Genomic DNA, 22,347 nt, shown 5'->3' on the forward strand with positions numbered 1-22,347 from the left:
CCCCGTGACCGGCTTGTGGATGAGCGCCGTGGGCATTGTCGGCTTAGCCCTTAACCTGCGGGCATACGACTTCGTATCCCAAGAATTGCGGGCGGCTGAAGACCCAGAATTTGAAACTTTCTATACCAAGAACATTCTGCTCAACGAGGGGATTCGCGCTTGGATGTCTCCTGCCGATCAACCTCACGAACACTTTGTATTCCCTGAAGAAGTACTGCCTCGCGGTAACGCTCTGTAGTATCTAGCGGCAAATTCGCTTAGGTCTGCAAGTATATCAAAAAACCCTGCCCATCTACTGGCAGGGATTTTTTTATCGAAGTCCACATTTTTTTCTGTAGGTGTGATACCTTATGGAAAGGTGAACAACACCGACAGCTAAAAAGCTGCCTGTTTGAATAAAGACCGTTCAGGCAACAAGGAGGTGATGCCTATGCAAGATAGTAGTAAGCGCATGGGTCATCAGGTTGTAGTTAACTGGCTGTGCGCCGGGGCTGTTCTCTAGCAGTTAGCTTTGTTTGCGTAGCGAACTAAGATGACTGCACCTGCTGGGCAGGTAAAAAGTTCCTCCCGGCAGTCAAGTTACAATCTGAAGACCCGCTAGACCGCTCTCACTCTAAATAGTGGCAAATTTTTAATCCGTCACTATTGGTGAGAGCGGATAGTTTTTTAGGTAATCTCTCCAGAAGCCCCACATTTGACCCGAAGGGAAGCGTGGGATGAAGGCGGGGCGGCGACGAGTTGACCCCCGACCAATATCAACGGTCAGCTTGGTTAGGGAATGAGGTCGGGGAGGAGTCGCCAACTTTTGGACTTGGCAACCTATCGATCCAATCTTCAATGAGTTGGGTAACTGTCTTTTCCTTACCCCGAGCATACAAACGTAACTTGCTCAATCTGTTCTCGGACAGTCTGAGATTTAATCTTCCGGTTTTCATAAAAGACATACATTGTATGTCTTTTATGTTAATATATAAATGGTTGTTAACCCACCCACACGCCTGTAAACAACACGAAGTAGCGGTACGACGCTGCTCGTAGTAACTAGCGTGAGTAAGGTAAAAGGGAATTTGCCACTGGGACGCATAAGCACACTCCATGTAAATTCTCAAAGTCACAATTTAACTGCCTGCGGGAGGCGGGCGGCTGCCTGGGTTCTAGCATTGACTAGATAAAGGTCGTTCATACCAGAGATGCTATGTAAGTCCATTATCGGGTTAAGTCCCGAATATCCTTGTGATATTCCCAACGTGGCAACGGCAAGTGAGACAGGAAGCCTAGACTCTACCGAAGGTCAGTGTAGGTACTTCACTTTTGTTAATCTATAGTTAACTTAATTGCCAGTCGCCGTTCTCATAAGTATGGGTATACCCGACGACTGGTTAAATTCATTATATGCAAAGGGTAGAATCGGGAATCAAAGCCCAGCATTAAGGTATTGCGTAGTACGATTGTGTTGGGAAGACCCGTCGGTCGTCCGGGCAGGGCAGGCGTGAAACTGATGCAACGAACACGCAAAGAGGCTGTCGCTATGATGGCCACAAGCGAATGAGTTGTATCTGCCGACGTAAAATCTAAATTACGCAAAACTTCCGCTTGCTGTCTGTCTGCTAAGGAGCAGAGTGAAGAGATGGAAGTATGTCACACGAATGTGTAGATTCTCTGTTAAGTGGTGTGAGAAGAGGAAAAATGTCTAACACGTTGTGGAAGTCTGTGCTGTTCAGTCCGGCAATTTTGGGAGCAAGCCTCCTACTTGGCTCTTCAGCAATGGCGACTGAAAGCAAAACAACCCCAGAAGTAGCTCAAACTCCAGCTGCTGTAACTCAAAGCCCCGAAGCGCAGGCAGTTGCCGCTGCAATGCTTGGAATAGATGGGCTGCAACATATAGCTTCACAGGCAGTAGAAGAAGAGGCAGCCGTATTATCGACAAATTCTATTAAAGTCGAACAGCCTTCTGAGCAAACTTTGGTAGAAGCTAGTAATTCGCAGCAGAAGTCAGTTGCGTCCAAACTAGAAGCGACGACGCAGCCAGCAACTAAATCGCAGCAGAAAACGCTTGCCGATAAAATATCTTCCCCTGCACCAGCATCTGCGAGCTTATCGGAAATAAGAGTAGCTCAAGCAGCACCTAATAGTGAGAGAACGCTAGACCAAATTATCCAATACGGTAGCGAAGGCACAGGTAACGCAGAAACAGTAGGTCAAGTTACTTCCGTTTCCCAGTTGCGGGACGTACAACCAACTGATTGGGCTTTCCAAGCTTTGCAATCGCTGGTAGAACGCTACGGCTGTATTGAAGGTTATCCCGATCGCACTTATCGCGGCAACCGCGCCCTGACTCGCTACGAGTTTGCTGCCGGATTAAATGCCTGCTTGAATCGGATTCAAGAATTAATTGCCGCATTGCCTCAAGGCGTGACTAGAGAGGATTTAGCCGCTCTGCAACGGTTGCAAGAAGAGTTTGCCGCAGAATTGGCTACTTTGCGCGGTCGCGTAGATGCTCTGGAAGCACGCACGGCGAAACTGGAAGCTCAGCAGTTCTCCACCACCACAAAGCTGAAAGGAGAAGCGATTTTTGCCATATCGGATATTTTTGGCGGTGGCAATATCGGTGAGGGTGTTGACGACGCGAATAATACAGTCTTTCAAGACAGGGTACGTTTAGAATTTCAAACCAGCTTCACAGGTAAAGATATCCTGCATACCCGTTTGGCAGCAGGTAACGCCGTCACGTTTAACAGTTTACCGAGCCGGGATTTTATCGGTTCGGACGCAGCGTACTCTCGGAATAGCGCTGAAGGCACTCTGCAATTTTTAGCTGGTAGCACTGGCAACAACAATATCGTTTTAGATTGGTTGGCTTACGAATTCCCTATATTTGGCAACTCGCGAGCTTACGTAGCTGCTGTTGGGGGACTTCACAACGACTACGCGGACGTTTCCAATCCGTACTTTTATGATGGGGATGGCGGTAACGGCGCTATTTCCACCTTTGCACAAATGAGCCCGATCTATCGGATTGGTGGTGGTGCAGGTGGTGGTATCAGCCTTGCTTTTGGACGCGGCGGTAGCTTCTTCAAACCAAGTTCGCTCACAGTAGGATACCTGGCAGGCGGTTCGGGTGTGAATCGCCCCGGTAACGCTCCCACCAGTGCCAATAGCCCACTCGATACGAACGGCTTGTTTGACGGTAACTACGCGGCTTTGGCGCAGTTGAACTTTAGTGTAAGCGATCGCTTGGGCTTTGCTTTAACCTACGTCCACGGTTACCACAACACCGGTAGCGACATCTTCGAGAGCGGTGCAGGTGCGGGGGGTCGCCTTGTAGGTACAACTCTGGCTAACTTACCATCTACACTTTTGGGCACGTCTACCAATGGCACCACAACTCCTGTGGTGACGAATTCCTACGGAGCCCAAGCTGCGTTGCGACTCAGCAAGAATTTCTCCATCAGCGGCTGGGCTTCGCTGACCGACGCTACCCTCATCCGTCGCGGTACGGCACAAATATGGAGTTACGGACTTGGGATTGCCCTTCCCAACTTGGGTAAAGAAGGTAACGTTTTGGGTCTGTTTGCCGGCGCTGAACCTTACATGACAGGCATAGAAGTTGCAGGGCCAGATCCTCAGTTTAACCGGGATATCCCCTGGCACTTGGAAGGATTCTACAAGTTCCAAGTGTCGGATAATATCTCGGTCACCCCTGGTGTGATTTGGTTAATGGCTCCCGACCAGAACAAGAATAACGATGATATTTTCATCGGTACGCTGAGGACGACCTTCACCTTCTAGGCGATTTAGAACTAACTTAGAACAAAACTACAGCCCCGCTTGAGATGGGGCTTTTTTATTGAGAGGGGGAGTGGGGGAGCCAAAAGTCAAAAGTCAAAAGTCAAAAGTCAAAAGTCAAAATTTTCCCTCTTCCCTTTCCCTTTCCCCTTTTCCCTCTCCCTCTTCCCTCTTCCCGACGCCCTAGCCCCTCACCCCTACTTATATCTGTAGGGATCGAAGGAAAATAGATTTGTCTGTAAACCGATAAACTCCAGTGTAGAACCGGGGTATACTAGAAAAAGCGATACTAAGTTGGAATAAAAACGTGATGCTGAAAGACTGCAATGGTGCGCGAGGGATTTTCCTTCGTGCATTGGTTGATACGCCCTCACTTCGTGAGCGTATTTGTTAATGAATGTTAGCGAAAAAGTATCGGAAACATATATACTGTGGAACTCTCGTGTAAAAGTGAATACGCGCTACTAGCTCTTTTGGAGCTGACAATTCACTACCAAAGTGGCGAACCTCTGCAAATTCGGCAGATTGCGGCGCAACAAAATATACCCGATCGCTATTTAGAACAGCTGCTGGCTACTTTGAGGCGCTGCGGTTTGGTGCGTAGCCAACGGGGAGCGAAGGGAGGCTACGTTTTGGGTCGAGAACCGTGGAAAATTACGCTGTTAGATGTCGTGTATTGTTTGGAAGGACAGGATTCTCAACCATCTGAGCGCGATTCTGCGCCCAAAACCCTAGAAAGTGCTGTGGTGCGAGAAATATGGCAGGAAGGGCTGCAAGCGGCTAATTCCGTTTTGCAAAAATATACACTCCAAGATCTGCGCGAAAAGCGAGATGCTAGGCGTCAGCTAGATATTATGTATTACATCTGAAAAAAAGGGCTAGAGGCTGGGGCGTCGGGAGTCAGGGAAAAAAATAAAATCCTCTGACAACTGACAACCGATCGCTAAGCACAAACAGTTTACGAGTAATTAAAAAATATGCGGATTGCCCATGACATCACCGAGTTAGTCGGTCGTACACCCCTGGTACAGTTAAATCGCATTCCACAAGCAGAAGGCTGTGTGGCGCAAATTGTGGTGAAGTTGGAGGGAATGAACCCAGCAGCTTCCGTCAAAGACCGGATTGGCGTCAGTATGATCGATAAAGCAGAAGAAGAAGGGCGAATCACACCCGGTAAAACGATTTTGGTGGAACCTACTTCTGGGAATACAGGAATTGCGCTGGCAATGGTTGCTGCGGCTAGGGGTTATCGGCTAGTATTAGCGATGCCTGAAACGATGAGCAACGAACGACGGGCAATGTTGCGAGCTTACGGAGCCGAATTGCAACTGACTCCTGGAATCGAAGGGATGAGCGGTGCAATTCGGAAAGCGCAGGAGATTGTGGACACAACTCCGAATGCTTATATGCTGCAACAATTTCGCAATCCGGCTAACCCGCAAATTCATCGGGAAACGACAGCAGAAGAAATTTGGCAAGATACAGATGGACAAGTCGATTTTCTGGTAGCTGGTGTGGGTACGGGCGGTACAATTACTGGCGTGGCGGAAATCATCAAACAGCGGAAACCTTCGTTTCGTGCCATTGCCGTCGAACCTGCTAACAGTCCGGTTCTTTCTGGTGGAAAACCAGGGCCGCACAAAATTCAGGGGATTGGGGCTGGCTTTATTCCCCAAGTACTTAAGGTAGACTTAATTGACGAGACGATCGCTGTCACCGATGAAGATGCGATCGCCTACGGGCGTCGTCTAGCTCGCGAAGAAGGTCTGCTATCCGGGATTTCCAGCGGTGCAGCGCTATGCGCGGCAATTCGCGTAGCTCAGCGAAAGGAAAATGAGGGACGCCTGATCGTGATGATTCAACCCAGCTTTGGAGAGCGCTATTTGAGTACGCCTTTGTTCCAAGATCCGGAACCCAAGTTATCTTCTCTTGGGCTACCTTGGTAGTTCTTAAATCCGATCTTGATAAGTAGGGTACTCGATCGAACCTGCACAAAGGCGATCGGCTTTCCCAATGCTACTGCTATCCACCTATCAAGATCGAATTTTCCACTACCGAACCACTTTTATGACGGATACCAATCACTATCAAACCCTGCAAGTCAATCCGCAGGCAACTCAATCTGAAATTAAGCAATCTTATCGCCGTTTGGCAAAGCTTTATCATCCAGATAGTCAGCACGAAGAAGCCAATCACGAACATATCGTTGAGCTTAACGCTGCCTATGAAGTGCTTAGCGATCCTCATAAGCGACAGTCATACGATCGACAATTACGCAATCCATCTGCTACTGCTACTGGCGATTGGCAACAGCGTACTAAAGCAGCGCAAAAACAATACCAAAAACAGCGACAAAATGCAAGAGATACTGACGAGCAAATTGAGCTATGGTTGCACCAAGTTTATCAGCCTGTAAATCGGCTGCTTTGTGAGATTCTCAATCCTCTGGAGGATAGGATAGAAGAGCTTTCGGCTGACCCGTTTGACGATCGACTTCTGGAAGCTTTTCAAGATTATCTCAAAGAGTGCCGCGACTTTTTAGAGAAAGCTCAACGTTATTTTCGTTCTATGCCCAATCCCGCTCAAGTAGCTGGCGCAGCGGCGAGCCTTTATTACTGTCTCGATCGAGTTGGGGATGGTATTAACGAATTAGAGTTCTTCACTTTCAACTACGATGAGAGCTATCTGCACGCGGGTCACGAAATGTTTAGAATTGCCGCTAGATTGCGACGTGAAGCCCAAGCTGCCTTAAGAAGCGTTGCAGCTTAGTGAAGAAGAAAAGTCACTCAGTCAAAAGTCACTCAGTCAAAAGTTAAAATTTTTCCTTTTCCCGATTCCCGACGCCCCAACCCCTAGCCCCTTTCCAGAAATTAAGATATTCTAAAACTAGAAGAGTTTTACGAAACTTTACAATTTTCCTCTCGCTCCTCCCAATTCGATTCATGAAATGTATTATCAATCGTCGCGCTCAGTTTTCAGCCAGCCACAGGTACTGGTTGCCAGAATTGAGTGACGCCGAAAACATTAAACGCTTTGGCGCTTGCAGCCGCGCACCCGGACACGGACATAATTATGTCCTGTTTGTTTATATGGCGGGCGAACTGGATGAATACGGTATGGTGCTGAACTTATCTGATGTGAAGCACGTAATCAAGCGAGAAGTTACCGGTCAACTGGACTTTTCCTATCTCAACGAAGTCTGGCCAGAATTTCAACAGACTCTACCGACTACAGAAAGCATAGCGCGGGTAATTTGGCAGCGGTTGGCTCCTCACTTACCTTTAGTGCGAATTCAATTGTTTGAACATCCGGAACTTTGGGCAGATTATCTAGGAAACGGAATGGAAGCTTATCTCAGCATTGCCACTCATTTTAGCGCCGCTCATCGGCTCGCTCGTCCTGACCTCAGCTACGAAAAAAACTGCGAGATTTACGGTAAGTGCGCTCGCCCCAACGGGCACGGTCACAATTATCATTTAGAAGTGACGGTAAAAGGAGAAATTGACCCGCGTACTGGGATGTGTGTCGATTCAGGAGCCTTACAAAAAGTTATTGACGATTATGTGGTTGAGCCTTTCGATCACACTTTCTTAAATAAAGATATTCCTTACTTTGCAGAAGTCGTTCCTACAGCAGAAAATATTGCTATTCGCATCCGCGATTTACTGCAAGAACCGATTCGGGAATTGGGCGCTCAGCTTTACAAGGTTAAGTTGGTGGAAAGCCCCAATAATTCTTGCGAGGTTTATGCTACTGAATCCGAGTCAGGTGCAGTTAATGGCAAGATGAAGGAGCCTGTTTTGGTAAGAGTGTAACTTACCTAGTTCCCAGGTTCAACCTGGGAACTAGAAATCGGTGGCCGATCGCTAGCACTTGTGCTAAAACCTAGCAAAGGCTACTGGTGGGAATGGAAGCATGGCCGATCGAATACTGGCCGATCGCTATATTATCGATCGACAACTGGGAAAGCAAGCGGGACGACGAACTTTGTTGGCGCGTGACAAACACACTCAAGAGTTAGTTGTTGTCAAACTCCTCACCTTTAGCAAAGACTTTGAATGGGATGACCTCAAACTATTTGAACGGGAAGCCGAAACTCTACAAAGCCTTTCCTATCCCGCCATTCCTCGCTATTTAGATTCTTTTGAACTCGATACCGCATCGGGCAAAAGTTTCGCTTTGGTGCAGAGTTACATTGAAGCAACATCGCTGGAAGAACATCTATCAAATGGAAGAACTTTCAGCGAAGCAGAAGTTAAACAATTAGCCAAGGCTTTGTTAGAAATTTTAACTTATCTGCACAGACGGCAACCACCTGTTATTCATCGGGATATTAAACCTAGCAATATTTTATTGGGCGATAGTTCTAGTAACAGTATCGGTCAAGTTTATTTAGTAGATTTCGGTTCCGTACAAACACTGGCAACTCAAGAAGGGAGAACTGTCACCGTAGTAGGAACCTACGGCTATATGCCACCAGAACAATTTGGCGGACGTGCGGTTCCTGCTTCCGATATCTACAGCTTGGGAGCAACATTAATAGCTTTGTTAACGCGGTTACATCCAGCCGATTTACCGCAGAAAGATATGCGGATTGAATTTGAGCAAAACTGCAATCTCAGTCCTGCTTTTGCCGATTGGCTAAAGTGGATGACAGAACCGAGTTTGGAACGTCGTTTCAATTCTGCACAGTCAGCTTTGTCAGCATTAGAGGAGCAAAAACCCAGAAAGCCTTACTCACTCGAAATCAAACAGAGAAAACCAGTATCAACAATTAATTTATTCTGGAATTCTATCTGGCGCAGTACTGTAATGGGAACGCTAGCAGTAGCAGTACAAGCTGCAATTTATAGCACTTGGATAATACCTGGTTATGGAACATTTTTGGGAGGAATAATTGGTGCTTTGACTGGCTTGTTTGTGGGATTTACAAATGGAATATTAGTAGGAATTTTAACGCGCTTATTTTTCTTCCCGCTGGCAAATCCAAAACTGCATAGGCAAGTTATGAGTGCAGTCAGCAGCTTGGTCTGCACAGCTGTTACTGTAGCCAGCTTTTCTAAGATTCTTGCAATTATGCTTAGTCCTGTCTTCACTAGATTTTCTTACTTAGACATTTTTTGGATAATTGCGCCTTCGGTGATTACAGGATTATCGATGGGAGTCGTTAGTAAGTCAATTGCTCGATGGTACGAACGCGAAAATAGACGATTTAAAGCAAAAGATAGTTGAATGAGGGATAAAAAATGACAGGGCAAATATTGGCAGGACGGTATGAAGTTATGCGACTATTGGGGAAACAGCCAGGAAGACAAACAATATTAGCTCGCGACCTGCAAACTAAAGATTTGGCGGTCATCAAACTGTTATTCCTTGGTAATGATTTTGAATGGCAAGATTTAAAGTTGTTTGAACGAGAAGCCGAAACTTTAAAAGCGCTTTCTCATCCTGCTATTCCCCGCTACCTCGACTACATAGAAATAGATTTGCCTGACAATAAGGGATTTGCATTGGTGCAAAGTTATGTTGAGGGTAAATCATTGGAAGAACATCTAAAACTAGGTCGTACTTTTAGTGAAGATGAAGTTAAGAGATTAGCTAAAAATCTATTAAAAATTTTGATTTACTTGCACGAACAAAAACCAACTATAATTCATCGGGATATCAAACCGAGTAATATTATTTTAAATAATCGTTCCGGTCATAGTGTCGGTCAAGTTTATTTAGTTGATTTCGGTTCCGTACAGAACCAAGCTGCCAAATTTGGCGGTACGATTACTGTTGTGGGAACTTATGGCTATATGCCACCAGAACAATTTGGCGGACGCGCTACTCCTGCTTCTGACCTTTACAGTTTGGGCGCAACTTTGATTTATTTGGTAACAGGTAGACATCCAACTGAATTACCGCAAAAAGATTTTCGGATTCAATTCCAAGAGGTGGTTAATCTCAGTTCGGCTTTAGTTGATTGGTTGGAATGGATGACAGAGCCAAGTTTGGATAAACGTTTAAATTCGGCAATTTATGCTCTGTCAGCATTGGAAAATCCTCGCATTAAAAGCAAGGCGACTTTAGCTGTAAAAAAACCAGAAGACAGCGATGTTATTTTGACTAAAAATTCAGATTATATAGAAATTACGCTTCCATCAAAAGGATTGAATTTTGTCTTAATTAGTTTGGTTAGTTGCATAATACCTCTATCTTTTTGGGCGGGAAATGTTTTATATAGCTATGACGGTAGTATCTTAATAAGTTTGATTGCGATCGGGTCTGTTTGGGTTTTCTTGGCGATGGCGAGCCTATTTTTTCTATTTAGGAAAGTTCATCTGCGAATTGACGCATGGAAAATTGCTATCACTAATGATTTGCTGGGATTTACATGGAAAAGTACTCGTCCATCGAAACGTGAAGATATCTCTGAGATAGTATTGTTTAGTAAAGGAAGTAGCGTACACTTCGAGTACTTCGGGTACTTCGAGGGCAGAGAAGACGAGGGCAGAGAAGAGGTGGGGCTTAGACCTTTACTGATTATTCAGGCAGGAAAGCAAAAATATAGGCTCAGTAAAATAAATTCCCTTACAGAAGAAGAGATATACTGGCTGACGCACGAATTGAGCGATTGGTTAGGATTACCAATTACTTACAAATAAAAAAAGGTTAGGTCTAATTTTTATTGACAAAAGATCGCACCGTCGAAATCAACTCATCCAAATTCAAAGGTTTGCTGAGGTAACCATTAGCACCGGCAGCCAGACAGCGATCGCGATCGCCTGCCATTGCGATCGCTGTAACTGCAACTACCGGCACCTTTTGCCACAAAGGATGCGCCTTCAGGTGACGAATAATCTCAAAACCATCTACTTCTGGCAATTGAATATCCATCAAAATCAAATCCGGCAATGATTCAGACGTCACCAGCGCCGAATAAACCAGATCGATCATTGTGCTACCATCGTAAATTAATTCAACGGCGTAGCCTTCCAGTTCCAGCACTTCAGAAATCAACGCCTGATTATAAACCTGATCTTCGACGACCAACACCCGTTTGCGATCGGTTAATTGTTGTTTGTCAGTTATTTGTTGTTTGTCGCTAACACTTGATAACTGACCGTTGATGATTGACTCCTGCCACATTTCCGTCAGAGGTAGCCATATCCTGAATACGGAGCCTTGATTTTCTACAGATTCCAGGGAAACCGTACCGCCGTGCAATTCTGCCAATCGCTTTGTTAAAGCCAGACCCAAACCGGTGCCTTCGTGACGGCGCGTTAAGGAAGCATCTACCTGCTGGAAAGGACGAAATAGCAAATGCCATTTTTCTCTAGGAATGCCGATACCGCTATCTTTTACTTCCAAACAAAGGTAAGGTGTAGTAGGATTTATGGGACTGCGATCGAGACGATATTCTTTTGCCAAGTCGCTGCCATAAGCGAGTTTACTGGCTAGCTTAATTTGTCCTCCTTCTGGGGTAAACTTCACAGCATTAGATAATAAATTAATCAAAATCTGGCTGACTCGACGCTCATCCAAATTCGCATTTTTGAGCCGATAATCGATTTCCAAAGAAAGCGCCAGTCGCTTTTTATCCGCACGCGGCTGAATCATTTTCAGGCATTCTGTACAGAGATACTGAATTGAAACAGGCTGTGGATATAGTTCTGTCTTGCCAGCTTCAATCTTAGATAAATCGAGAATATCGTTAATCAGCTGCAACAGGTGCTGACCGCTTTTTTCGATAGTTTGAACGTAACCGATTTGGCGATCGCTTAACGAACCGGCGCTTTGCCGCATTAACAAATCTGAAAATCCGAGTATGCTGTTGAGGGGTGTCCGCAGTTCGTGGGACATAGAGGCGAGAAACTCAGACTTCATCTGGGATGCGCGTTCTAAATCTTCGTTAATCTGACGCAGACGTTCTTCTGCTTGAGCGCGTTCGATCGCTACACCCAAAGTGCGACAAGCAGCCATCAGCATATCTTGTTGAGGAGCTTCTTGCAATTTTTGCAAACTGCGAGATTCCAGAGTCAGGACACCGATAATAGTACCATCGGCGGCTGGAATAGGAAAAATGCCCAACTGACCGATCGCTGGGTGGCGAAATCCCGCCAGCGCTTTTGGGTTTTTGTAATAATCTTCTACAAAAATGGGTTTCCCAGTTTCCACCACTTCCCAAAGCAGTCCTTGACCGTAGGGAACGCCTTGATTGAGTAAAGCTTGCATTTGGGCCACAGCTACTTCACCGTAAGTGGCGATAAATTGTCCGGAAATCTGATTGGTGAAGATAGCCGCTTGGCGATCGGTTCCTTTTCCGGCAATCACTTTGACATCGCCAAAAGCTGCACCCATCACCTCTACCAGGTAGCTGAGGGCAAATTGTCCTATTTCGCGCAGTTCTGTAGCCGGTTGCAGTCGTTCTGTCAAGCTCAGCAAAAAGGCCAAACGTCGCACTTCCGCATTTAAGTTTGCCTGTGTCAGAGCTGCTTCCTTAAGCGTCTGCTGGTAGGTGGTGACATCTCGGAAAGTACACAGGCGTCCGCCATCGGATGTGACTGTGACGTAAACCTCCAGGCAAACTCCGTTACTTTGCTCTATGTAGTAGGAGACGTTTTCCACCTCTGCTTGCTCGATCGTAGAAGCGAGCTGTTTTTTCTGTACCTCAGACCAAAAGCCTTGCGTTACCAGCTCGGCAAAAACAGTTTCATAGGTGGGTTTGCTTTGCAGCCACTCTGGGGAAAAACCCCAAATCTGAGAAAGCTTCTGATTAAATAAGACGAGTTTGTGGGAGTAATCGAACAGGGCGATCGCGTTGTCCACTCGATCTAATATGAGTTCCTGCTCTTGCTTTAGTTTTTGCAAACGCAATTCTATCGGTTCGGAGTACATAGTTTCCTGTATAAGGTCTGCTTGACACAGCCAGTAAGGGAAAGTCTTTTGAGAATCTCCCGTTACAGCGTCAGCTTCACGGTAAGAGTATGTCAAAAAAGCTAAGTTAGATAATCTTAAAACCCTTAATTAAAATTAACAAATATTAAAATAGCGGCCAGGTGAGGCCGCTCTCCGGTTAGTTGTGATCTAAAACACCTCTCATGGGAGGACGACGATATAAACAAGAAGTGGCCTCGATAAAATCCCAGTGTATTGTGGGATTTTGCCAGGATATGGCGTTTGCGATCGGTAAACGACTATTGGTAATCGGTATACAAACACCCAAAAACCGACGACCGAAAAAGTCAACACTACCCAGGTGGGTGAATACATCGACAAGGTTGTGAGGCAAACTCTCGATTATAAGGACTTGAGGAGCTAGATTCCATGCAAATAGCTGAAAACCTCGCTGATAGTTGGCGATCGCGGCTCCAGCTAGACTGTCCGAACCACGACTCGGCAACTTATGAGAGTATCGTTAGCTGGCTATTGGGAAAAGATTTGGAGCGTTATGAGACACTAACCCCGGCCCAGTTAGTAATTGCCGAGCAAGCGATGGACTACCGTTACCGCATTTTACGGCATCGCTATTTGGAAGTGGGGCCAGAGCGAGCTTATCGGAACCTGATAAGTCGGCTGGGTTCTCTGGTGATGCTGCGAAATAAAATCAAGACCTGGGTGGCGCTCTCTCGCGATCGTCAGCGAGCTGTGGTAGACGTTCTGCAAGAAGTGATTCAAGAATTGTTAAACAGCGATCGCTACTTGCAGGAGCAAATTGCCTGGATTGCCTCCTCCACCTCAGATTCCCGGTTGCGAAACGCCCTACTGCTAGCCAGTACGGAAGAATACTGTCTGCGACCGATACGCAATCAACCGCTCCTGCTTTATCGTTTTGTCAACTATTTGCGCCGATCGGGACGCGGAGGTATTACCCAAGTGCCTACAGGTGACTTGGTGCGTTTGGTGTCGGAAGAAGTGATGCCAGACGATGCAGAAAACCCGGTCAGTTTGCTAGACGCGCAGGCGATCGCTGTGCATCAAGAAAAGCAAGCCTTGGAAGAAAAAATGGCAGCGCGATCGGCGGTCAAACAAGAATTTGAGCATTATTTGACTCAGAACCTGGGCCAAGTGGCGACAGATTGGCTCAAGCTTTATCTCCAAGGTCGCTCTCAGGAAGAGATTGCCCGCGCCTTGAACAAGCCGATCAAAGAAATCTATCGGCTGCGCGAAAAAATTAGCTATCACGCGATCAGAGTATTTGGCCTCAAAGTCGAACCGGAGTTAGTCGCCAACTGGCTGGAAACTTCCTTACAGGAACACAGACTGGGTTTGACGCCAACGCAGTGGCAGGAATATAAGGAAAGCCTTACAGACGAACAACGCCGACTGCTAGACAAACTGGCGACTGGCAAAACCTTAGAAGCGATCGCCCAAGACTTGAACCTGAAAACCAATCAGGTCATGGGCGAATGGAGCAAGCTGTACTTAGCAGCCCAAGAAAAGCGAAGCGCTTCCTAATTCATCACAAAAAATTAAAGCTTTTTTTAAATTTAAAAGCTAAAAGATATGATAGAGGGTGTATTGTTTGCCTCCTATCAAGGCTTTACTGTGCAATAAAACAAAAGTTAGAATATACTCCTGATCCAAAAGGGTGCTATTGCTGGCTAATACCGATCGCGCTTTCATTCGAGTCATATAGATAAAGAAATATCTCTAAAGAGATAAACCCTATTGACTAAATGGTGGCAATTTGGTATTAGAAGAGACATTTAACAACAGAGAAGGGTAGGGTGTTCTAACCACAAATCCTTGGTTGGGTCAAACCTTCTAGGTGAAAAGGTCAAACTGACACAGTTGTCGGCGGCGACAGTTAGAGTAGCTCTGTTGAGCCCTATTTTTGCATCGCAGTCTTCAACACCGCTCCTGAAGAAAGTCCCAAGTTATAAGTATAAGGTTTTGAAGTGAAGAAAGTATCTGTATAAAAATAGACGAGTTTGGCAAAGTGAACTCGTCAAAAAAACAGATAAGGTGATTAAACCCACCTCCAACAATTCAAAGCTCAAAGCACAAAACTTTCGATCGGCCTTGGGATTGAGAGAAATGGTAGTAAGCTTAAATAAACACCTATGGCACCCTTGGCACATAACACTGTTAGTCAAAAGCGCACCAGTTATCAGCAATTTTCGGCACCTGGATCGGATAAAGGGATGGATAGGGAAAAATATGAAGTAACATTCCGGTTAATAGACACTATCCTTCCCTTTGAAGCTTGTCTGTATCATCAAGTCCTACCAATTTCTTTGGAAGGAACCCACCTAAATTTAGGTATGGTGAATCCAGATGATACTGCGGCTCTAGATTACGTGCGCCGCATTTTAGCCTATATGAATTGCTCGTTGGTGCCCCAGTCAATTACAGCCACACAGCATCAAGCGGTGCTATCGGCGTACTTAAACCACATGGGACAGCTGAAGCAAGCCAGTGCCAAACAACAAAACTCAGCATCAGACAATCGCTTAGATCGACACGATCGACCGACACTGATTGTGGACAGTCCAGAAGAGTTAGACAAATCGGACTTTGTGTCAAGTTCATCGCACGTTGTACCGCCATCGATAACTTCGAGCCATTCACATCCCGCTCCTGCCCAAATCCCAAATCAGACGACTGCAAAGCGACAGCCGAGCGGAGTAAAACCCGCTCAAATGTCTGTGGAACTACCTTCTGGGTACAGCCTGCCTGTATTGGAAGTACAAGCAGACCGCATTTCAAGTCCGGTGGAAGTTCTGGCAACGCTACCGCCAAAAAAGTTGCTCCACGAATTGCTCGCAAGAGTGCTTGCAGGCGGTATCGGTCGGCTTTATTTCGAGCGACATCAAAATAGCGGTCGCATTCTGTGGAGCCAGAACGGTGTCTTGCAGTCGGTGTTGGAAGGACTGGATACAGCTGTTTTTCAGGGAGTCATTAACGAACTCAAGCGCTTAACTCACTTGTCTTTAATTCCGGTAGAACACCCGAAACAGGTAGAAATAGAGAGGATTTATCAACAAAACCGTTTGCTATTGCGCTTGCGGGTGATGCCCGGTACTCACGGCGAGGAAGGAACCCTTCAAGTTCTGCGCGGAGCTGCGTTGAAGTTTTACCAACAGCAGCAACTGGAAAACCTCAGTCGCGATGCTTTGACGATGGCCCAGCAACTGCAAACCAAAATCAATGAAATTCAAAAGCGCACGCGCATCGATCCTACTCTGACAGCAGGACAATTAGAAGCTTTGCCTGCTCTGGATGAGCTAGTCAAGAGCCTGAACAAACAGCTGGAAGCCCTAAAGCTGCTGCAAGCTGAGTCACACAGCGACGAAAATCGCACCAGTTGAGGGGTTGACACAAAGTCAAGTTCACTTGGTAGAGGCAAGATTCAGCCCAAGAATCACCGCTATGACGGGCGGTGAGTGTCAATGAGAGTACAATAGTAAAGCGGACACCAGAAACATGATTGGCAGTGTACGTATAAGCCTAATTTGGCTTTGATTCTAAACCAGCTATCGTTAGACTGGGAAAATATCAGCTACTCTTTGCTGCCACAATGGCAGATCCTTGCATTAGCAAGGGGGATGATATTACTGCTGCCAATGTTTTGGTCTACTACTTTTAAGATCTTTCATGCAAACTGAAGATTTTAGTGAACTTTTCCCGCTTTTCAACACTGTCAACCCAGAAACCTTAGAATGGCTCTTGTCGGTTGCTGACGAACACGAATACCCAGCAGGCAGAGCGGTTCTTATGGAAGATGCCTGGGGTAATGCGGTTTACTTCCTTGTATCTGGCTGGGTAAAAGTCCGGCGCATCACTGGGGATGACGGTGTGACTCTGGCAATTTTGGGGCAGGGCGATTTTTTTGGGGAAATGGCGATTCTAGATGAATCACCCCGTTCTACCGATGTGATTGCCCTCTCTTCGGTACGCTTGCTGAGCGTCCACGCGCAGCGCTTTATTCAAACGTTATTTAAAGACCCCCAGCTACACCATCGGATGCTGCAAGTAATGGTACGGCGGCTGCGCCAAATGAACCATCGCTTTCATCTGCGCCATCAGCCTCCCGCCGTCAAATTAGCCAACACTTTGGTTGCAATGGGAGAAAACTACGGTCAATCAACGGAAAAGGGAATGGAAATCTATAACATTCCTTTCAAAGATTTGGCTGATGTGTCCGATATAGGTGTGGAGGAAACTACTAAAATTATGGAAAAACTGGATAGCAAGGGCTGGCTCAAAATCGATTCCGGTCGTCAAGTTATTCACATGATCAATTTGAGGCAGTTGACGCACCTAGCAGGACGAGTCTAACAATTTTAGATTTTAGATTTTGGATGAGTGGATGAGTGGATTAATGACGGAAGCAACAACTGTTCGACCCAGCACTCAAAAACGCAGCGCACCGACAATTAAATATACGATCGCTATGCCACAGCCAAATTCTCACTTGTTTGAGGTGAGGTTGGCTGTTGCAGGTCTGGCTGGATCGGTTTTAGATTTGAAACTACCGGTTTGGACTCCTGGTTCTTACTTGGTGCGCGAGTATGCCAAGCATTTACAAGATTTTTCTGCCCAAGCAGGGGACACTATTTTACCTTGGTGTAAGCAGGGAAAAAATCATTGGCAAATAGATATAAATTCTGCTTCTGAAATAGAAGTTTTTTATCGGGTGTTTGCCAATGACCTGTCAGTGCGGACTAATCATTTAGATGGTAGTCACGGTTATTTTAATCCGGCGGCGTTATGTTTTTACATTCCTGGATGGGAACGGGAAAAAATCCGCATCCAAATTCTGCCACCTTTTAAAGAATGGCGCATCGCAACACCTTTGCCGCCAGTTGCAGATGAAGTCAATACTTTTGAGGCAGTGGATTTTGACACTTTGGTGGATAGTCCGTTTGAAATTGGTAGCCACCATTTATATGAGTTTGAGGTGTTGGGTAAACCTCACGAATTAGCAATTTGGGGACAGGGAAATGCCCAGCCAAATCGGATAATTCCGGATATCCAGAAAATCATAGAGATAGAAGCCCAAATGTTTGGGGGACTTCCCTACGATCGCTATGTGTTTTTGCTACATCTGGCTGCTCAAAATGCTGGCGGTTTGGAACATAAGAATTCCTGTACTTTAAATTATGCTCGCTTTGGTTTTCGCGCTAAGGATAAGTACGATCGCTTTATGCAGTTGGTGGCGCACGAGTTTTTCCACCTGTGGAATGTGAAGCGGATTCGCCCGAAAGCGCTGGAACAGTTTGATTACGATGGTGAAAATTATACACCGTCTTTGTGGTTTAGCGAGGGGACGACAAGTTACTACGATTTGCTGATTCCCCTGCGGGCGGGCATTTACGATGCTAAGTCGTTTTTGCAGAATTTGAGTAAGGAAATTACGCGGTTGCAAACTATACCTGGGCGAAAGGTGCAGCCGGCCAGCGAGTCGAGTTTTGATGCCTGGATTAAGCTTTATCGACGGGATGCCAATAGCGATAATTCGCAGATTTCTTATTATCTGAAGGGAGAATTGGTATCGCTGTTGCTGGATTTGCTGATTCGATCGCGACATCAAAATCAGCGATCGCTCGATGATGTGATGCGGCAAATGTGGGAACAGTTCGGTAAGGAAGAAATCGGCTTTACTCCAGAACAGTTGCAAGAAGCGATCGAGTCTGTCGCTGGAACGGATTTGAGCGACTTCTTTGCCAGCTACGTTGATGGTACGGATGAACTGCCGTTTGATGAGTACCTAGAACTATTCGGTTTGCAATTGCTACCTGACTCGGAAGCGGAACAACCACCATTTATAGGCTTGACAGCAAAGTCACAAAATGGTAAAGAAGCAATCAATTTTGTGGAAATCGATTCCCCAGCACAAATCGCGGGTGTGGATGCTGGCGATGAGTTGCTGGCAATAAACGGGATACGGGTGACGGGGGAAAAATTGAGCGATCGTCTCAAGGATTATCAACCGGGCGATACCATCCAAGTAACTGTTTTCCATCAAGAGGAATTGCGGACTTTGCCAGTGACCCTAGCAGCGCCAAAACCGAATTCTTACCAGGTTGTCGCGGTTAGTAACCCTTCCTCAGCGCAAAAAGAAAACTTTGCTGGTTGGTTGGGGGTGCCAATATCAACCATTTCGTAGTATTTGTAGGGTGGGCATTGCCCACCTTAATGTAAGACTGATGTTGAGGATTATCTGTGGGAGTCGGGGGTTAAATCTTTACCGCAGATAAACGCAGATAAACGCAGATAAGAACGCATTTTTTTATGCAACCGATGTGTAAGGACATGATATAAAATGCTATAATTCAACAAATGCCAGTTGAGTTGAGGTCTTTCTGTATGACTCTCGCATCCAATCAACTCAAAACAGAAATAATTTATCCCATTTCAGATGGTGCGCCGATGGCAGAGAGCGATCCAGCACGCGATTATTTGATTTATTGTGTGGAAGCGCTAGACATTTATTTCCAAAATAGAGAAGATGTCTACGTATCTGGCAATCTGTTTATTTACTATAAAAAAGGCGTGCCTAGTGCGGTAGTTGCACCAGATGTGTTTGTCGTTTTTGGAGTTACAAAGAAAAAACGTCTGAGTTATAAAGTGTGGGAAGAAGAAGATAAAGTTCCGAATTTTGTTTTGGAAATTACTTCAGCGACAACTCAGGAAAACGACGAGGAAGAAAAACCACGGAAGTACGCGCAATTGGGAATACAGGAGTATTTTCAGTACGATCCGATTGGAGATTACCTAACTACGCAACTGAAAGGTTCTCGACTTATCGATGGCAGTTACGAATCTATTGGTGGTAATCTTTTACCGGATGGTGTTTTATCAATTTACAGCGAAGTTTTGGGTTTGGATTTGCGATTAATAGGAGGCGAGTTAAGATTTTATGACCCTCAAACTGGGGAGAAGTTGTTGAGTCATAAAGAAACGGAACAAGCCAGACAGCAAGCAGAACAAGCGCGAAGAGATGCCATTCCCCGTTTATTGGGGCTGGGATTGACTGTGGAACAGGTGGCGTCAGCTTTGAGTTTGTCTGTGGAAGAGGTGAGGCAATTTGTTGAATAAGTAGGGTGGGCATGGCCCACCTTATTTTCGACGATAAAAACGAGCGAGTTTTTGTGGGGAAATGCCGAGAAAATAACCGATAATGATAATTTGGTTGATCGAGGTAGTTTTCAACACTCCCAGTTTCTGCCAGCGACGACCTGATGTGATGACTGGTACTGGTACGATCGCAATTTTTCCGACTTTATTTAAATTGCGGATAAAAACAAAATCTTCCATGATTGGCAGTTCTGGAAAACCGCCAATATCGCGAAATACATCGGCTTTGATAAAGATGGCTTGGTCGCCATAGGGTAGGGAAAAAATGTGCGATCGCACATTTACCATCTTTTCTACTAAACGAATTCCTCGTATTTGAGCATCAATTTTTAATTCAAACGCACCCGCGATGGGATTTTGGATTTGTTTTTTTGCTTCTAAAGTTTGACGAATTATGCTGTCGAAACCTTCAGGTAAAATGGTATCGGCGTGTAAAAAAAGCAAGATATTTCCGCTAGCAACTGCTGCACCACTGTTCATTTGCAAGGCGCGTCCGGGAGGAGAAGATAAAACTTTCACACCCAATGATTTAGCGATAGCAACAGTTTCATCTTGACTGCCACCATCAACAACAATCACTTCCACATTTGTAGCGTTTTGAGCTAATAAAACAGATTTAGTAATATTCTGTGCCTCATTTAACACAGGCATAATAATCGAAATTTTGTTCGTTTCCATCAAATTGACAAATAACTAATCAAAAATCTAAAATTGAGAGGTCTTCAGGTCGATCGACATCAGAAAGCTCGGTCAAATAAGCAGCTGCCAAATTAAGTCGATCGGCAATTTCTACAGTTTGTCGAAAAACTTCAGATGTACTCCAGCTAATGTCGGTGAATAGTTGGGGAATAAAATGACGCAATCCAATTAAATAATAACCGCCATCGGTAGCTGGGCCAAGTACTAAATCGTGCTGCTGAAGTGCTTGAAATGCTTGTGCGAGAATTTGATCGTTAAGCGCCGGACAATCAGAACCGATGATAATAACATTATCTATATTATTACTAAATGCGGTTTGAAATGCGGACGCCATGCGAAAACCGATATCGCCTTCTGCTTGTTGGCGATATGTAATCTCATTTCCTAACCATTCTTGCATTAATGGGAAATTTCCACCTGTAAAATGCACTTCTACAGATAAAAAATCGGAGGATTGGAGTTTTTTGATTTGCGCGATCGCATTTTCCGTCATTTGGCGATGGAGGTTAGCTGCACCTTCAGCACCAAGAACCGGAATAAGTCGCGTTTTGGCTTTTCCCGGTTCTGGATAGCGCGTGAAAAGGATGAGGCATTGTTTCATTGCAGATTTTAGATTGCAGATGGCAAATTTAATCAAATTATTTTAAATTTTCTATCTAAAATTTGCCATCTAAAATTTTTCATTAACTCATTGCCAACATCCGCTGAATCGGTCGCAAAGCTGCCAATCGGGTTTCTTCAGACAAACTAATTTCTGGCGTGCGGTTTTCCATCGCCAAATACAGCTTTTCCAAAGTATTTAACCGCATAAACGGACATTCGTTGCAGGCACAATTATTTGTAGGTGGCGCGGGAATGAAGCGTTTTTTCGGTTCCATTTTCTGCATTTGGTGAATAATTCCCGGTTCCGTAGCGACAATAAAAGCTTGACTGGAACTAGCTTGAGAATATTTCAACAAAGCAGAAGTAGAACCGATGTAGTTAGCGTGGCGCAATACCGGCGGTTCGCATTCCGGGTGTGCGATTACTTCCGCTTCCGGGTGAGCAATTTTCAACTGAACTATCTTCTTTTCTGAGAAGTTTTCATGTACAATACAAGCTCCTTGCCACAATACCATATCTCGTCCAGTTTGCTGCATAACGTAGCGACCGAGATTGCGATCGGGCCCAAAAATAATCGGTTGGTCTTTGGGAATTTGATTTACTATCTTGACGGCGTTGGAACTTGTGCAGATAATATCGCTCATTGCCTTAATCGCGGCAGAGCAGTTGATATAAGAAATTACGAGATGTCCGGGGTGTGCGGCTTTGAAGGCGGCAAAGGCATCGGGGGGACAGCTATCTGCCAAAGAGCAACCGGCGGTTAAATCTGGTAAAAGTACCAATTTATCGGGGTTGAGAATTTTGGCGGTTTCCGCCATAAAGTGAACGCCTGCAAAGACGATCGCATCGGCATTGGTGCTGGCCGCTCGGCGAGATAGCTCCAGGGAATCACCGATATAATCCGCTACATCTTGAATATCCGGGTCTTGGTAATAGTGAGCGAGAATAACGGCGTTTAGCTTTTTTTTCAGACCTTGAATGGCCTCAAACAAATCGTCGGGTGTTTTTGGGGCAGTGGTTATCGGGGGTCGTGTAGTAATAAGCACAGCAATTATTGATTTGGGGTAGGGAAAACATGGCCGGGATTCTTTCCATAATTATAGTTGATTTTACTAAAAATTGATGGTGATAGTATCGGTAAAAATTACGGAAATATCCCCGATGTCTGGAGTTTGCTGCAAAAATAGG

17 protein-coding genes and 1 pseudogene are annotated in these 22,347 nt (G+C 45.5%); 13 read left to right on the forward strand and 5 right to left on the reverse strand.

Going from position 1 to position 22,347, the window contains the following annotated elements:
- From ACE1CD_RS27095 to ACE1CD_RS27130, 8 genes and pseudogenes are all read left to right on the forward strand, one after another.
- Positions 1 to 238: pseudogene (locus ACE1CD_RS27095) on the forward strand (photosystem II D2 protein (photosystem q(a) protein)); the annotation flags it as partial.
- 1,397 nt (positions 239 to 1,635) lie between these two features.
- The gene (locus ACE1CD_RS27100; protein WP_374826838.1) at positions 1,636 to 3,789 is read left to right on the forward strand and encodes an iron uptake porin; all 2,154 of its coding nucleotides are present in this window, start codon (positions 1,636 to 1,638) and stop codon (positions 3,787 to 3,789) included.
- 428 nt (positions 3,790 to 4,217) lie between these two features.
- Positions 4,218 to 4,655, forward strand: a complete 438-nt coding sequence (locus ACE1CD_RS27105) for an Rrf2 family transcriptional regulator (RefSeq protein ID WP_190475414.1) — start codon at positions 4,218 to 4,220, stop codon at positions 4,653 to 4,655.
- Positions 4,656 to 4,763: 108 nt separating this feature from the next.
- Positions 4,764 to 5,732 carry a cysteine synthase A gene (gene cysK, locus ACE1CD_RS27110; RefSeq protein ID WP_374826839.1) on the forward strand — a complete coding sequence of 323 codons (969 nt, stop codon included), beginning with the start codon at positions 4,764 to 4,766 and terminating at the stop codon, positions 5,730 to 5,732.
- A 121-nt stretch (positions 5,733 to 5,853) separates the two neighbouring features.
- Complete coding sequence (locus tag ACE1CD_RS27115; RefSeq protein ID WP_374791270.1) at positions 5,854 to 6,555, forward strand: DnaJ domain-containing protein; 702 nt, start codon at positions 5,854 to 5,856, stop codon at positions 6,553 to 6,555.
- A 173-nt stretch (positions 6,556 to 6,728) separates the two neighbouring features.
- Positions 6,729 to 7,601 (forward strand): 6-carboxytetrahydropterin synthase, encoded by an 873-nt coding sequence (locus tag ACE1CD_RS27120; protein WP_374826840.1) that lies wholly within the window; start codon positions 6,729 to 6,731, stop codon positions 7,599 to 7,601.
- A 100-nt stretch (positions 7,602 to 7,701) separates the two neighbouring features.
- Positions 7,702 to 9,018, forward strand: a complete 1,317-nt coding sequence (locus ACE1CD_RS27125; RefSeq protein WP_374826841.1) for a protein kinase — start codon at positions 7,702 to 7,704, stop codon at positions 9,016 to 9,018.
- A gap of 14 nt (positions 9,019 to 9,032) precedes the next feature.
- The gene (locus ACE1CD_RS27130) at positions 9,033 to 10,436 is read left to right on the forward strand and encodes a serine/threonine protein kinase (RefSeq protein WP_374826842.1); all 1,404 of its coding nucleotides are present in this window, start codon (positions 9,033 to 9,035) and stop codon (positions 10,434 to 10,436) included.
- A 13-nt stretch (positions 10,437 to 10,449) separates the two neighbouring features.
- Here the strand turns inward: ACE1CD_RS27130 and ACE1CD_RS27135 are convergent, their stop codons facing one another.
- A complete protein-coding gene (locus ACE1CD_RS27135) occupies positions 10,450 to 12,669 on the reverse strand; it encodes an ATP-binding protein (protein ID WP_374826865.1) in 2,220 nt (739 codons plus the stop codon).
- A gap of 178 nt (positions 12,670 to 12,847) precedes the next feature.
- Entirely contained in the window at positions 12,848 to 13,063 is a 216-nt protein-coding gene (locus ACE1CD_RS27140; RefSeq protein ID WP_374791251.1) for a hypothetical protein, read from the reverse strand.
- A gap of 35 nt (positions 13,064 to 13,098) precedes the next feature.
- On the opposite strand from ACE1CD_RS27140, the gene ACE1CD_RS27145 reads away from it, so the two are divergent.
- From ACE1CD_RS27145 to ACE1CD_RS27165, 5 genes are all read left to right on the forward strand, one after another.
- A complete protein-coding gene (locus tag ACE1CD_RS27145) occupies positions 13,099 to 14,229 on the forward strand; it encodes a HetZ-related protein 2 (protein ID WP_374791249.1) in 1,131 nt (376 codons plus the stop codon).
- Positions 14,230 to 14,837: 608 nt separating this feature from the next.
- Positions 14,838 to 16,085: a hypothetical protein gene (locus tag ACE1CD_RS27150; RefSeq protein WP_374826843.1), complete on the forward strand. Its 1,248-nt coding sequence runs from the start codon at positions 14,838 to 14,840 to the stop codon at positions 16,083 to 16,085.
- A 286-nt stretch (positions 16,086 to 16,371) separates the two neighbouring features.
- Positions 16,372 to 17,055, forward strand: a complete 684-nt coding sequence (locus tag ACE1CD_RS27155; protein WP_374791246.1) for a Crp/Fnr family transcriptional regulator — start codon at positions 16,372 to 16,374, stop codon at positions 17,053 to 17,055.
- Positions 17,056 to 17,098: 43 nt separating this feature from the next.
- Positions 17,099 to 18,886, forward strand: coding sequence for a M61 family metallopeptidase (locus ACE1CD_RS27160; RefSeq protein WP_374826844.1), 1,788 nt, complete (start codon positions 17,099 to 17,101; stop codon positions 18,884 to 18,886).
- A 200-nt stretch (positions 18,887 to 19,086) separates the two neighbouring features.
- Complete coding sequence (locus ACE1CD_RS27165) at positions 19,087 to 19,818, forward strand: Uma2 family endonuclease (RefSeq protein WP_374791244.1); 732 nt, start codon at positions 19,087 to 19,089, stop codon at positions 19,816 to 19,818.
- Positions 19,819 to 19,839: 21 nt separating this feature from the next.
- Here the strand turns inward: ACE1CD_RS27165 and ACE1CD_RS27170 are convergent, their stop codons facing one another.
- The 3 genes from ACE1CD_RS27170 to nadA form a co-directional block, all read right to left on the reverse strand.
- Positions 19,840 to 20,535, reverse strand: coding sequence for a TIGR04283 family arsenosugar biosynthesis glycosyltransferase (locus ACE1CD_RS27170; protein WP_374826845.1), 696 nt, complete (start codon positions 20,533 to 20,535; stop codon positions 19,840 to 19,842).
- A gap of 19 nt (positions 20,536 to 20,554) precedes the next feature.
- Positions 20,555 to 21,157, reverse strand: coding sequence for a TIGR04282 family arsenosugar biosynthesis glycosyltransferase (locus tag ACE1CD_RS27175; RefSeq protein ID WP_374791240.1), 603 nt, complete (start codon positions 21,155 to 21,157; stop codon positions 20,555 to 20,557).
- A gap of 82 nt (positions 21,158 to 21,239) precedes the next feature.
- The gene (gene nadA, locus ACE1CD_RS27180; RefSeq protein ID WP_374791238.1) at positions 21,240 to 22,205 is read right to left on the reverse strand and encodes a quinolinate synthase NadA; all 966 of its coding nucleotides are present in this window, start codon (positions 22,203 to 22,205) and stop codon (positions 21,240 to 21,242) included.
- Positions 22,206 to 22,347 lie beyond the last annotated feature (142 nt).

It is taken from the genome of Aerosakkonema sp. BLCC-F183 (assembly GCF_041929145.1).
Lineage (GTDB): Bacteria > Cyanobacteriota > Cyanobacteriia > Cyanobacteriales > Aerosakkonemataceae > Aerosakkonema.

Excerpts from the sequence above, each read along its gene's own strand:
- ACE1CD_RS27100 (WP_374826838.1), top strand. The coding sequence starts at position 1,636 with ATGTCACACGAATGTGTAGATTCTCTGTTAAGTGGTGTGAGAAGAGGA.
- cysK (WP_374826839.1), top strand. The coding sequence starts at position 4,764 with ATGCGGATTGCCCATGACATCACCGAGTTAGTCGGTCGTACACCCCTG.
- ACE1CD_RS27115 (WP_374791270.1), top strand. The coding sequence starts at position 5,854 with ATGACGGATACCAATCACTATCAAACCCTGCAAGTCAATCCGCAGGCA.
- ACE1CD_RS27120 (WP_374826840.1), top strand. The coding sequence starts at position 6,729 with ATGAAATGTATTATCAATCGTCGCGCTCAGTTTTCAGCCAGCCACAGG.
- ACE1CD_RS27125 (WP_374826841.1), top strand. The coding sequence starts at position 7,702 with ATGGCCGATCGAATACTGGCCGATCGCTATATTATCGATCGACAACTG.
- ACE1CD_RS27130 (WP_374826842.1), top strand. The coding sequence starts at position 9,033 with ATGACAGGGCAAATATTGGCAGGACGGTATGAAGTTATGCGACTATTG.
- ACE1CD_RS27135 (WP_374826865.1), bottom strand. The coding sequence starts at position 12,669 with ATGTACTCCGAACCGATAGAATTGCGTTTGCAAAAACTAAAGCAAGAG.
- ACE1CD_RS27145 (WP_374791249.1), top strand. The coding sequence starts at position 13,099 with ATGCAAATAGCTGAAAACCTCGCTGATAGTTGGCGATCGCGGCTCCAG.
- ACE1CD_RS27150 (WP_374826843.1), top strand. The coding sequence starts at position 14,838 with ATGGCACCCTTGGCACATAACACTGTTAGTCAAAAGCGCACCAGTTAT.
- ACE1CD_RS27155 (WP_374791246.1), top strand. The coding sequence starts at position 16,372 with ATGCAAACTGAAGATTTTAGTGAACTTTTCCCGCTTTTCAACACTGTC.
- ACE1CD_RS27160 (WP_374826844.1), top strand. The coding sequence starts at position 17,099 with ATGACGGAAGCAACAACTGTTCGACCCAGCACTCAAAAACGCAGCGCA.
- ACE1CD_RS27165 (WP_374791244.1), top strand. The coding sequence starts at position 19,087 with ATGACTCTCGCATCCAATCAACTCAAAACAGAAATAATTTATCCCATT.
- ACE1CD_RS27170 (WP_374826845.1), bottom strand. The coding sequence starts at position 20,535 with ATGGAAACGAACAAAATTTCGATTATTATGCCTGTGTTAAATGAGGCA.
- ACE1CD_RS27175 (WP_374791240.1), bottom strand. The coding sequence starts at position 21,157 with ATGAAACAATGCCTCATCCTTTTCACGCGCTATCCAGAACCGGGAAAA.